This window comes from Haloferula sargassicola, from assembly GCF_040362925.1.
GTDB classification, from domain to species: domain Bacteria; phylum Verrucomicrobiota; class Verrucomicrobiia; order Verrucomicrobiales; family Akkermansiaceae; genus Haloferula; species Haloferula sargassicola.
Genome location: NZ_BAABRI010000007.1, coordinates 201,320 through 213,224 on the forward strand (window position 1 = coordinate 201,320; position 11,905 = coordinate 213,224).

Sequence of the window (11,905 nt, forward strand, 5' to 3'; positions counted from 1 at the left end):
CGCGACGATGTCATCGCGAACCCGAAGATCAAGTGCCAGCCGGGGACGCGGTGCTCAGCGCACCCGTTCCCATTTCGTCACCCGGTCGTTGCGGAACCACACGGTGGCCACGCGATAGGGCACGTAGGCGATCTCCGGACCCAGGTCGAAGGCATAGTGGCGCACGCCATATCGGCCGTAGCCGTAGCCGCCGTAGAAATTCGTCGTGTAGACGGGGCGGTCACGATCGTATTCCCACACCCGGGTGTTTTTTCCGCTGTCCTCGCCTTCATACTCGCGGGCGGGATTTCCCCAGGCCAGCCGCACGGCCTTGGGGTGCATGCCCTCCTCGATCCGGCCCTGCCGGACCAGCGCCTGGTCCTTCGAGCTGAGCGACTGGAAGGCGCCGGGGTTTTCGGCGATCCGGGCCTCGGGTGTGGAGGGAACACAGGCCCCCAGCATCAGGGCCAGGGGCAGCAGGAAAAGCAGGCGATTCATGGCGCGAAGTTAGGGCTGCCATGGCCGCTGCGCAACCCGCGGGCAAATGCGCGCGAAACCCACTTGCCAAACTTCCGATTCATGATTCGTGTCGTAGGGCATGACCGACCTGTTGGAACAAGAAGAGCTGAAGGCCGCCTTGAAGCGACTCCCCGAATGGGAGCTGGAAGGAAAAACCATCGTCCGCACGATTGAGTTCGAGGACTTCAGCGAAGCGATCGATTTCGTCAACGACCTGGCCGACATCGCCGAGGAGGCCCAGCACCACCCGGATATCCTGATCCAGTATTCGAAGGTCACGCTCACCCTCACCACCCACGACGTCGGCGGCCTGACCGAGTCCGACATGGAAATGGCCCACCGGGTGAACAACCGGGTCGACTGAGGGAATCCGGTCTCAGCGCGGGAGCAGCAGCTCCTCGTCCTTGAGGCCGGTGATTTCCCGCAGCCCCTTCAGCAGCCGCTGGAGGGTGAAAAACAGGAACACCAGCAGCGGGATGCCGATCACGGCGAAGCCCCAGCCGGTGAGCTTGCCGATGATGCCGTTGTAGGTTTCCAGCGCATCGCTGGCGGTGCGGTCGAAGCCGCGGAAAAACCACTGGGCGAGCGCCAGATTCAGCACGCAGCTGATGAAGAACGAGGCGGCGAACAGGAGCGTGGCCTGGGTTTTCACCTGATGGTAGCCGGCGGTGGCGTCGCGTTCCTCCACGGCCCTCTCGATCTTCGGGATGTCGAAAAGCGAGTCATTGTAGAGGAAAACGTTGAGCAGCGGAGTGGTCGAGCGCCGCGAGAGCAGCACCCCGATCCCGAGGGCGAGCGGAATGGCGGCCTCCTTGATCCCGAACAGCAAGCCGGCGTGTTCCTTGACCGTGCCGTCCTTGTTCCACAGGTAGAGGGTGAGGCCCCCGGTGAGCAGCACCGAAAACAGCCCGAGGCCGGAAAAGAAGTTGAACTTCCGCGTCTTCACGAAGTGCCAGATGCCATATCCAAGCGGCAGGGCCAGGGCGACGATGATCGCCTTCAACGGGCCGATGTGCCAGGGTTTGACGGCTTTTCCCAGGTGCTCCTGAAGCTCCGGGTCCTTGCTCATGTAGCTGAGCACCATCACGGGGATCAGGACGTTGACGAAAATGTTCGCGAGCGGATGCTCCTGGTGCGTCTTCGGGTCGGACATAGGGGTGGATCGCAGGGAACCAAGCAGGCCCGGCGGGACGGGCCAATCGAAAAGCGCGCGCTTACGAAGGGCGGCTGGCGTTTCTTTCACGTGGTATGAATCCTGCAAGATGGTGGCGTGTTTCGCAGGTTTCTAACGTCTGGAGTGGGGGGAGTGGTGCTATTTGCATCGATTCCGACCGACTTGGCGGCATTTGGACTCGCCGACGTGGAGGCGCGTGCCAAGGAGCTGGCCGCCGAGCCCTATGCCCAGCCGCGACTCGAAGAAGCGCTTCCCAAGCCGCTGCTCGACCTCACCTACGACCAATACCGCGCCATCAAGCACAGCCCCGACGGCCGGCTGTGGGACGACGGGGAAACGCCGTTCCGGGTCGAAATGTTCCACCCCGGCTATTTGTTCAAGCGGCCGGTGATTGCCCATGAGGTCTCGTCCGATCTGTCCCAGGTAAAGCCTCTGCCCTTCGACCCGGCGCGTTTCGACTACACCTCGCTGGTCCTCGAGGATGAGGTCGATTGGTCATCGTTGCCCGGATACGCGGGTTTCCGCATCCAGTTTCCCCTCAATGGCGGCGCCGACCAGTGGGACGAGATCGGCTCGTTCCTCGGTGCCAGCTATTTCCGCATCCTCGGCCAGGACCAGCGCTACGGCATCTCGGCCCGCGCGCTGGCGCTCAATGTCGCCCACCCCGAGGCCTTGGAGGAGTTTCCCGAATTCGTCGAGCACTGGCTGGTCAAGCCCGCCCCCGGCGACCGCGAGCTGAGGTTCTTCTCGCTGCTCGACAGCCCCAGCGTCACCGGCGCCTTCGCCTTCCGGCTGGTGCCGGGGGTCAGCACGGAAATGGACGTCACCGCCTCGTTGTTCTTCCGCAAGGAGGTGAAGTCGCTCGGCCTGGCGCCGCTGACCTCGATGTTCCTGTTCGGCGAGAACTCCCGCGAGCGCTGCTTTCACGACTGGCGGCCGGAGGTGCACGATTCCGATGGCCTGCTGGTCGCCGCCTCGAACGGTGAATTGATTTGGCGGCCGCTCGTCAATCAGACCATCATCCGCTACTCGGCCTTCGCCGTCGATGAGCCGCGCGGCTTCGGACTGCTCCAGCGCGACCGCGAGTTCCGCAACTACCAGGACCTCGACAACCCCTACCAATTCACCCCCAGCTACTGGGTCGAGGCGCGCGAGGGCATGGGTCCCGGCGCGGTGCGGCTGGTGGAACTGCCGACCAAGTACGAGAGCTACGACAACGTCGTCGCCTTTTTCGAGCCTTCGGGCCCGGTGCCGGTCGGAAACGGCGAACCACTACGCTACTCGTACATCCTCAAGTCGAAGATGCACCTCGAGGAGTCGCTCTCTCCCGAGCGCGCGGTGGCCACTTATGTCGGCGTCGATCCGTTCTTCAACGACACCCGCCGGTTCGCGATCGACTTCAACGGACCCACGCTGCAGGGGCTGGACCGCCACAGCCAGGTGTTTGCCGAGATCACCTCCAGCACCAACGGCTTCGTCACCGAGAACCGCTGTTTCAAGAACGAACACACCGGCGGTTGGCGGGTCGCCTTCAAGCTCGATACCGACGACCACAATACCGATCCGGTCGAGCTCCGCTGCTTTCTCAAACTACTGCCCGAAGGGCGCACCCTCACCGAAACCTGGAGTTACCTATGGCACCCCGAAGTATGAATTCCGAAGCCAGTCTCGAAGTCTACCGGCGGCTCGCCGGTTGCGACTCGGATTCCGTGGAAAACATCGCCCGCTCGCTGTGCGGCGAGGCCCGCCAGCGCCTCGCGCCGGGCGGCATGCCGGCGATGATGAAGCCGCGGCCGTTCGAGTTTGCCTGGCAACGGCCGCCCCGCCTCGTCCGCCGCTCGTGGGAAAGGGTGGCCTTGCCGCTGTTTGCCACGAGCCTGGCCGGAGCCATCGCGTGGATGACCATGATGGGCCTGTGATCCCGGACCAATGACCCGCAGTCCCCTCAAGGCAGCCCTGTTCTTCGGCCTCGTGCTGGCCCTCTTCCTCACCGGAGCGGGCTTGTTCGGAGAGGTGCTTTCCCGCGATGGCTGGACGCCCGCCGAGCTGTTGCTCTTCGGAGTCTTTGCCGCGCTGTTTCTCTATCTCGCCTTCGGCTTCAGCCACGCGGCGGTGGGGGCATGGATCCGCTGGACCGGCTGGCGGAATCCCGACGCTCCCGGCGAGGCGCTCGGGCCGGGCAACGGCCGCGTCGCCATCCTCATGCCGGTCTACAACGAACCGGTCGGACGCGTGTTCCGCGGCCTGCGGTCCATCCTGCGCTCCGTCATGGAGGAAACGGACGGCGTCCATTTCGATCTCCATATTCTCAGCGATTCGAACCGCTCGTCCGCCTGGCTGGCCGAGGAGCGGGCATGGCTCGACTGGGTGAGTCGGGAGAACCTGCAGGGCCGGGTTTTCTACCGTCACCGCTCCCGCAACCACGGCAAGAAGGCCGGCAACGTCGCCGACTTCTGCCGCGAGCGTGGTGGCGACTACGAGTTCATGGTGGTGCTCGATGCCGACAGCGTCATGACCGGCGCCACGCTCTGCGAGCTGAGGCGGCGGATGCTCGCCGAGCCCAACGTCGCGCTGATCCAGACCATGCCGCGCTTGGTCGGGGCCGAGAGCCTTTACGGCCGCCTCCAACAGTTTTCCAACCGCCTTTATGGTCCGCTGTTCATGGACGGGCTCGGCTTCTGGCAACAGGGCGGGGGAAACTTCTGGGGCCACAACGCCATCATCCGCACCGAGCCTTTCGTCCGCGAGTGCGCGCTGCCCGAGCTGCCCGGCAGGCAGCCCTTTGGCGGGCCGATTTTGTCGCACGACTTCGTCGAGGCCGGCCTGCTGGTCTCCGCCGGTTGGGAAGTACGGCTCGCACCGGAGTTGGAGGGCAGCTACGAGGAGGGCCCGCAGTCGCTCATCGATGCCGCCGCGCGCGACCGCCGCTGGTGCCAGGGCAACCTCCAGCACTCGATCCTGCTCGGCGTCCGCGGCTTCCGCTGGCGGACCAAGCTGCATTTCCTCAACGGCATCCTCGGCTATGTCTCCTCGCCGCTGTGGCTGATGCTGGTCGTGCTCGGGATCCCGGTCATGGCGCAGAACGAGGTCACCGACGCCGCCCCCGCCTGGAAGCTTCTCGGCCTCACCGCCCTGTTGTTGTTTCTGCCGAAGATGCTGTGCGTGCTCGACCTCGCCTTTGATCCCGCCCGCCGGCGCACCTTCGGCGGTCTCGGCCGCGCCGCCTTGGGAGCCTTTCTGGAAACGCTCGGCTCGGCCCTCATTGCGCCCATCAACATGGCCTTCCACACCCGCTTCGTGCTGTGGAACCTGCTCGGAAAAACCGTCGGCTGGGATGCCCAGCACCGCGGGGCGGAAGGCACCCCCTGGCGGCTCGCGCTGCGGACTCACGCCTGGCAGGTCGCGCTCGGACTGGGTTTGGCGGTGCTTGCCTGGCGGGTCGGTGGCGTGCCCGCCACCGTGCTTGCCTCGCCGATTTTGCTCGGGCTGATGACCAGCGTCGCCATCTCCGTCTTCAGCAGTCGCGCGTGGCCCTCGGCGCGCCGCCTTTTCCTCACCCCGGAGGAAATCTCGCCCCCGCGCGAGGTCGTGGCCGCGTTGGCCGCTGACAGTTCCGAAGTCGCTGCGACCGACGACTTGGAAACGCTGCTCGCCGACCCCGTGTGGAACGCCACCCACCTCGCCCTCCTCGGCGACGCCGCCGATCCGGGCAATGTGGCGATGGATCCCTACCTGCTCGGAGCCGGCCCTGCCGGCCTCAGCGAGCCCGAGCGCATGAGCCTCCTTTCCGATCGGCACGCCATCGGCCGTCTCCACCTGGAACTCTGGAACCGCTGGCCCGACCAACTCGCCGCCCCGTGGCGTGAAGTCATGGACCAGTTGGTGCGGAAAGCCGGATGAGAAAGGGAGCGGGGGGCATCAACCGGGGGCGGCGGGCATCGACCGCCGGGCAGGAGGAGGGGTAGCGGTGGGTTGGTGAAGTCGCTTCGAGGTCCCGGCATCGGGCGAGTTTTCCATGGAGAGCTGGAGAGAATTCGAGCGTCGAAGCGAACAAGCAGACTTCGTGAGCCATAGGGCGGCGGGCCTCAACCGGGGGCGGCGGGCATCGACCGCCGGGCAGGAGGAGGGGTAGCTGGAAGCTCTTCAAGCTGCTTCGAGGTCCGTGCAGCCCGTGGCTCTCTCTGCAACGAGCTCGGAGGACCTCGAAGGATCTTTTCAAACGAGCGGACTCCTGCGTCCAGCCCGGCGGTCGATGCCCGCCGCCCCCTGCACGAAAAAAAGCCCGGCGGGGTGCGCCGGGCTTTTGAAGAGGACGGGAGCGCGCCGGCTGAAGCCAGCGCTCCGATGGTGGGTCAAACTTTGCCGAAGATGGTGTTGCCGGTCGAGCGGAGGTCGTCGGCGGCTTCCTTCAGGCGGTTGGCCAGCGAGATCTCGGCCTTCTTGAGGTAACTACGGGGATCGTAGTGCTTCTTGTTGCCGACCTCGCCGTCGATCTTGAGCACGCTTTCGATGTTCTCGCAGATGTGAGTGACGATCGGACGGGTGAAGGCATACTGGGTGTCGGTGTCGATGTTCATCTTCACCACGCCGTAGTCGAGGGTCTCGCGGATGTCGGCGAGGTCGGAGCCGGAGCCGCCGTGGAAGACGAGGTCCATCTCGGCTTCGGCGCCGTATTTGTCGGTCACCGCCTTCTGGCCGTCGCGGAGGATGGTCGGCTTGAGCTTCACCGAGCCGGGCTTGTAGGCGCCGTGGACGTTGCCGAAGGTGGCCGCGAAAAGGAAGCGGCCGATCGGGTTGAGCGCCTCGTAGACGTCGACCATGTCGCCGGGGGTGGTGTAGAGCTTGTCGATGGGCAGGCCGGAGGTGTCGTGGCCGTCTTCCTCGCCGCCGACGCAGCCGGCTTCGACTTCAAGGATGATGTCGAGCTCGGCGCACTCCTTGAGCAGTTCCTTGGAGATCTTCAGGTTTTCCTCGAGCGGGACCACGGAGCCGTCGAACATGTGGCTCTGGAAAAGTGGGCCCTTGCCCTCGGCGACGCGCTGGCGGGAGGCTTCGAGGAGGGGCTTGAGGAAAGAGTCGACCTTTTCCGGGTGGCAGTGGTCGGTGTGGAGGGCGACGAGGATGTCGTATTTTTCCGCCAGGCGGTGGGTGGCCTCGGCGAGCACGATCGCGCCAAAGGCGGCGTCGGCCACGCAGGTGCCGGAGGCGAACTGGCCGCCCCCGGTGGAGACCTGGATGATGCCGTCGGACTTGGCCTCGGCGAAGGCACGCAGCGCGCCGTTGATGGTCGGCAGCGAGGTGACGTTGATGGCCGGGTAGGCGTAGCCACCCTTCTGGGCGGCGTCGAGCATGGCGCGGTATTGCGCGGGAGTTGCAACTGGCATGACGGGCGTCAGGTAGCGGCGGGGGCCGGCAATGTCGAACCCGGAATGCGGAATGCGCACTTGCCGGCAGGAGACGCGCAGGGGCTCCGGATGATTCTCCCGCCGATGAACGCCGGTGGTGGGAAGGGGGCAGGCATGGTCACGGGAAGCCCGGCCGTTCTCATCTCGAAATTGTCGCTGGAGCAGGCGCGGAGCCCGTGTTTCGTTGTTAGCATGATCTGCGGCATTGAGATGGGCGGCACCAAAACGGTGGTGGCGGTCGGCACGGAAGCCGGCGAGGTGAAGGAAGAGCACCGTTTTGAGACGACCGACGGTCCGGAGACCTTCGAGCGGGCGATTGCGTGGTTCCGGGAAAAAGGCGAGCCGTCGGCGATCGGCGTGGCCGCCTTCGGCCCGGTGAGCGTGGATCCGGAGCGCGAGGACTTCGGAAGCATGTTGGCGACGCCGAAGCCGGGCTGGGAGGGATTTTCAATCCGCCAGGCCCTCCTCGATGCCTTCCCTGACGCGGCCTTCGGGCTGGACACGGATGTGAACGCCGCGGCGCTGGCCGAGGCGGGGAAGCTATCGGATGTCGTCTACATCACCATCGGCACCGGCATCGGCGGAGGTGTGCTCTCGGGCGGCCGGCTCGTTCACGGGGCGCTGCATCCGGAATTCGGTCACTGGCGCCCGGTGCGTGCGGAGGGCGATGACTTCGCGGGCGTGTGCCCGTTTCATGGCGACTGCCTCGAAGGGCTGGCCAGCGGGCCGGCAATCGGCAAGCGCTGGGGCAAGGAGGCGAAAGACCTGCCGGAAAATCACCAGGCCTGGGATTTCGAAACCCATTACCTGGCGGAGGCGGCCCTGACCCTGCTGGCCACCGTTTCCCCGAAGCGGATCGTGATCGGCGGCGGCGTGTCGCAGGCGGAGGGCTTCCACGAGCGGATCGAGAAGATCGTCCGCGAGCGGGCGGGGGGATATTTTCCGGTGCTGGAGCAGGGCTCCTTCATCGTGCCGCCCCGGCACGGCCAGCAGGCGGGGATCCGCGGAGCGCTGCTGCTGGCCATGCAGGCACGGGAGGGCTGAAACGGGAGTCGCCAGCCGGCGGCGGGCGAAGCATGCTCGCCGCATGAGCAAGCCCGACAAAAAACACTACCGGCCCCGCTACGAGGGCGCGTGTCCGTGCGGCAGCGGTCGATCGTATGAATCCTGCTGCATGCCCTACCACCACTCGAAGGCCAAGGCATCGACCGCCGAGCAGCTGATGCGCTCCCGCTACAGCGCCTACTTTTTCCGGGAAACGGGTTATCTGGTTGAGACGACGCATCCCGACACGCGGACGCCGGGGCTGCGGAAGGAGATCGAAAAAATGATCCACCAGGTAAACTGGGCGGGTCTCGAGGTGGTGGCGGTGGCCAAGGGCGGACGAGAGGACAAGACCGGCAAGGTCGAGTTCGTGGCGAAGTATTTCGTGCAGGGCGAGCCCTTCGAACTCCACGAGGTCTCGCGTTTCCGCCGCCATCAGGGCGAGTGGAAGTATCTCGACGGGAAAGCCTGACCGGCCGGGATCAGTCCGGCTTTTCCGCGACCGCGGGCTCGGCGGGCAGGGGGATGATGCGGCGCAGCAGCAGGGTGCCGACGATGGCGCAGACCGAGGCCCCGAGGATCACGGTCCGAGTGGCACCGAGGTGGCTGGCGAGGAAGCCGGTGAGCAGGCTGCCGACCGAGCTGAGCCCGAGGAAGGCCAGCGAGTAGAAGCCCATGATGCGACCGCGCAGCGCGTCCGGCGAGCGGAGCTGGGTGGAGGTGTTGGCGGTGGCGAGGAAGTTGATCATGAAGAAGCCCGAGCAGAGCAGCAGCGGGCACGACAGCCAGATGCTGCGGGAGAGGGCGAAGGCGATGTTGAAGGCGCAGCAGCCGAAGAGACCGGTGTAGAGGATGTTGCGGCGCGGGAAACGCTTGCCGAAGGTGGCCAGCGCCAGCCCGCCGATCAGGGCGCCGCCGCCATTGAAGGACATCAGCATGCCGAAGGTCTTGGCGTCACCGCCGAGGATGTCCTTGGCGAACACGGGCATCAGCACGATGAAACTGATGCCGAAGACGCTGAAGGTGGAAACCAGCATCATGATGCCGCGCAGCGGGCCATTGCCGAGGATGTAGCCGCCGGCCTCGCGGATGGCGCTCCGGAACGGCGGGTGGTCGTGCCGTTTCTCGATCTTCGGCAGCCGCAGCATGCCGTAGCCGGCGATGACCGCCAGGTAGGAGAGGCCGTTGAGCAGGAAACAACCGGCCATCCCCAGGATGCCGATCAGCACGCCGGCGACCGCCGGGCCGACGACGCGGGCGAGGTTGAACATCGACGAGTTCAGCGCGATGCCGTTGTCCAGATCGTCGCGGCCGACGAGATCGACCACGAAGGCCTGCCGGGCGGGGACGTCGAAGGCATTCACGGTGCCGAGCAGGAAACCGATGGCCGCCACGTGCCAGACCTGGATCACCCCGATCCCCACCAGCAGCGCGAGCAGGAGGGCGAGCAGCATCGAGGCCACCTGCGTGCAGAGCAGGATCGAGCGCTTCGGGTGGCGGTCGGCCACCGTGCCGCCCCACAAGGCGAGCAGGGCGAAGGGCAGCATGTTGGCAAAACGGATGAAACCCAGCGCGACCGAGGAGCCGCTGAGCTGATAGACCAGCCAGCCTTCGGCGGTCGATTGGAGCCAGGTCCCGATCAGCGAGATGACCTGGCCGATGAAGAAAATGCGGTAGTTGCGGTGGCCGAAGGCGGAGAAGGTTTCGACGAAGCTCGCCCTCCTGGCCGGGAGCCGCCGCACGTCTGCCGTGGAAGGATCGGGGATCTGGGGGCGGGGCTTGTCCGGCATGGCGCGCCCCCAACTTCGGGCATCGCGGGCGGGCGTCCATCGGGAAATCCATGGCCGCCGCGGGCGGGTTGGATGAAATCAGAATCCGCGGGGCATTGCGCAACCGGCGGGATTCCCATGTGATGAACGCCTGCTAGCGTCCGAGCGTCGGTGACCGACACGGCGATTTTCCCATGAGCTACCACAACATTTCCCACCAAGAACTGCAGATCGACAACCTCGGCGAGAAGCGCTTTCCCTCCCCGGGCTGGCAGCGGAACTTTTCCCCGGAGGGCACCGGTTGGCACACGGATGGCGACCGCATTCTGCTCTGCGACCACACCACCATCGTGGAAAAGGCGATCGCGGCCGGCGAGCCGCTGCCGTCCATCGAGCTGGCGGGCCCGCGCAAGGAGATCTTTTTCAATCCCTCGCAGACCTGCGTGGCGGTGGTGACCTGCGGCGGCCTTTGCCCGGGGCTGAACGACGTGATCCGCACCATCGTGATGCAGTCCTACTATGCCTACGGTGTCCGCCGTATCTTGGGCATCCAGTATGGTTACGAGGGCTTGGATCCCGCCTTTGGTCATCGGCCGCTGGAGCTGACGCCGGAAATGGTGATGAACCTGCCCTACTTCGGCGGCACTTTCCTTGGTTCCTCGCGCGGGCGGAAGGACACCAAGGTGATGGTCAACCGCCTCGAGGCGCTGGGCGTGAACATCCTGTTTGTGATCGGCGGGGATGGCTCGCAGCGCGGCGCGACCGATCTCTACGAGGAGTGCCAGTCGCGCGGCAACGGGATCTCGGTGATCGGCGTGCCGAAGACGATCGACAACGACCTGATGTTCATGGACCGCAGCTTTGGCTACCAGACCGCCTTCGCCGCGGCCTGCCATGCGGTCACCGGGGCTCATGCCGAGGCGCGCGGGGCGCGGAACGGGATCGGCCTGGTGAAGCTGATGGGCCGCGACTCGGGCTTCATCGCCTGCTCCTCGGCCCTGGCCACCGGCGAGGTGAACTTCGTGCTGGTGCCCGAAGTGGAGTTCGAACTCGATGGCGAGCACGGCTTTCTGGCGGCGCTCGACCGCCGGCTTGAACAACGCGGCCATGCGGTGATCGTGGTCGCCGAGGGCGCGGGTCAGGACCTCATACCGGTCTCGGATGCCCGGCTCGATGCTTCGGGCAACAAGCTCCACGAGGACATCGGCGTGTTTTTGAAGGACCGCATCAACGCCTACTTCAAGAATCAGGGCAAGGAGGCGACGCTGAAATACATCGATCCGAGCTACACCATTCGCAGTGGTCCCGCGGCGCCGGAGGACCGGGTATTCTGTCTCAACCTGGCCCGCCACGCGGTGCATGCCGGGATGGCGGGCAAGACCGGGATGGTGGTGGCTCGGTGGCACCAGCGCTTCGTCCACCTGCCAATGAAGGTCGTCACCCGGGGCCGCAAGAAGGTCGATCCGAACGGCGATTTCTGGCGCTCGGTAGTGGAAGCCACCGGTCAGCCCTCGGTGATGAGAGCCTGAAAGGGGCGGCGGGCATCGACCGCCGGGCAGGAAGGAAGAGCTCGAAGTTCCTCGAAGCTGCGTCGAGCTCCCTGACGCGATGTCGAAGGGAAGTGGGGGCGGCGGGCATCGACCGCCGGGCGGGAAGGAAGCGCTCGAAGTTCCTCGAAGCTGCTTCGAGGTCCCTGACGCGATATCGAAGGGAACGGGGGCGGCGGGCATCGACCGCCGGGCAGGAAGGAAGCGCTCGAAGTTCCTCGAAGCTGCTTCGAGGTCCCTGACGCGATATCGAAGGGAACGGGGGCGGCGGGCATCGACCGCCGGGCGGGAAGGAAGAGCTCGAAGTTCCTCGAAGCTGCGTCGAGGTCCCTGACGCGATGTCGAAGGGAACGGGGGCGGCGGGCATCGACCGCCGGGCGGGAAGGAAGAGCTCGAAGTTCCTCGAAGCTGCGTCGAGGTCCCTGACGCGATGTCGAAGGGAACGGGGGCGGCGGGCATCGACCGCCG

Annotated in this window: 11 protein-coding genes; 7 read left to right on the forward strand and 4 right to left on the reverse strand. The window is 65.7% G+C overall.

Annotation, left to right across the window (positions count from 1 at the left end; genetic code table 11):
* Window positions 1-54: 54 nt before the first annotated feature.
* The gene (locus ABXH26_RS08010) at window positions 55-477 is read right to left on the reverse strand and encodes a hypothetical protein (RefSeq protein ID WP_353566528.1); all 423 of its coding nucleotides are present in this window, start codon (window positions 475-477) and stop codon (window positions 55-57) included.
* Window positions 478-577: 100 nt separating this feature from the next.
* On the opposite strand from ABXH26_RS08010, the gene ABXH26_RS08015 reads away from it, so the two are divergent.
* Window positions 578-862: a 4a-hydroxytetrahydrobiopterin dehydratase gene (locus ABXH26_RS08015; RefSeq protein WP_353566529.1), complete on the forward strand. Its 285-nt coding sequence runs from the start codon at window positions 578-580 to the stop codon at window positions 860-862.
* A gap of 12 nt (window positions 863-874) precedes the next feature.
* Here the strand turns inward: ABXH26_RS08015 and ABXH26_RS08020 are convergent, their stop codons facing one another.
* Entirely contained in the window at window positions 875-1,651 is a 777-nt protein-coding gene (locus ABXH26_RS08020; RefSeq protein WP_353566530.1) for a VC0807 family protein, read from the reverse strand.
* Between the two features lie 183 nt (window positions 1,652-1,834).
* Between ABXH26_RS08020 and ABXH26_RS08025 the strand changes: the two genes are divergently transcribed.
* The 3 genes from ABXH26_RS08025 to mdoH are packed head-to-tail and all read left to right on the forward strand — an operon-like array spanning window position 1,835 to window position 5,572.
* Window positions 1,835-3,325, forward strand: a complete 1,491-nt coding sequence (locus ABXH26_RS08025; RefSeq protein WP_353566531.1) for an OpgD/OpgG family glucan biosynthesis protein — start codon at window positions 1,835-1,837, stop codon at window positions 3,323-3,325.
* Window positions 3,322-3,591, forward strand: a complete 270-nt coding sequence (locus tag ABXH26_RS08030) for a hypothetical protein (RefSeq protein ID WP_353566532.1) — start codon at window positions 3,322-3,324, stop codon at window positions 3,589-3,591. The genes ABXH26_RS08025 and ABXH26_RS08030 overlap by 4 nt, the downstream gene beginning before the upstream one ends.
* Window positions 3,592-3,601: 10 nt before the next feature.
* Complete coding sequence (gene mdoH, locus ABXH26_RS08035) at window positions 3,602-5,572, forward strand: glucans biosynthesis glucosyltransferase MdoH (protein WP_353566533.1); 1,971 nt, start codon at window positions 3,602-3,604, stop codon at window positions 5,570-5,572.
* 452 nt (window positions 5,573-6,024) lie between these two features.
* Here mdoH and fbaA read toward each other — a convergent pair whose 3' ends face one another.
* A complete protein-coding gene (gene fbaA / locus ABXH26_RS08040) occupies window positions 6,025-7,056 on the reverse strand; it encodes a class II fructose-bisphosphate aldolase (RefSeq protein ID WP_353566534.1) in 1,032 nt (343 codons plus the stop codon).
* A gap of 213 nt (window positions 7,057-7,269) precedes the next feature.
* Between fbaA and ABXH26_RS08045 the strand changes: the two genes are divergently transcribed.
* Together ABXH26_RS08045 and ABXH26_RS08050 are read left to right on the forward strand one after the other, a co-directional pair.
* Window positions 7,270-8,121, forward strand: a complete 852-nt coding sequence (locus tag ABXH26_RS08045) for an ROK family protein (RefSeq protein ID WP_353566535.1) — start codon at window positions 7,270-7,272, stop codon at window positions 8,119-8,121.
* A gap of 43 nt (window positions 8,122-8,164) precedes the next feature.
* Window positions 8,165-8,593: a YchJ family protein gene (locus ABXH26_RS08050; protein ID WP_353566536.1), complete on the forward strand. Its 429-nt coding sequence runs from the start codon at window positions 8,165-8,167 to the stop codon at window positions 8,591-8,593.
* A 10-nt stretch (window positions 8,594-8,603) separates the two neighbouring features.
* On the opposite strand, the gene ABXH26_RS08055 is transcribed toward ABXH26_RS08050, so the two are convergent.
* The gene (locus ABXH26_RS08055) at window positions 8,604-9,911 is read right to left on the reverse strand and encodes an MFS transporter (protein ID WP_353566537.1); all 1,308 of its coding nucleotides are present in this window, start codon (window positions 9,909-9,911) and stop codon (window positions 8,604-8,606) included.
* A gap of 173 nt (window positions 9,912-10,084) precedes the next feature.
* Between ABXH26_RS08055 and ABXH26_RS08060 the strand changes: the two genes are divergently transcribed.
* Entirely contained in the window at window positions 10,085-11,419 is a 1,335-nt protein-coding gene (locus ABXH26_RS08060) for an ATP-dependent 6-phosphofructokinase (protein ID WP_353566538.1), read from the forward strand.
* Window positions 11,420-11,905: the final 486 nt, after the last annotated feature.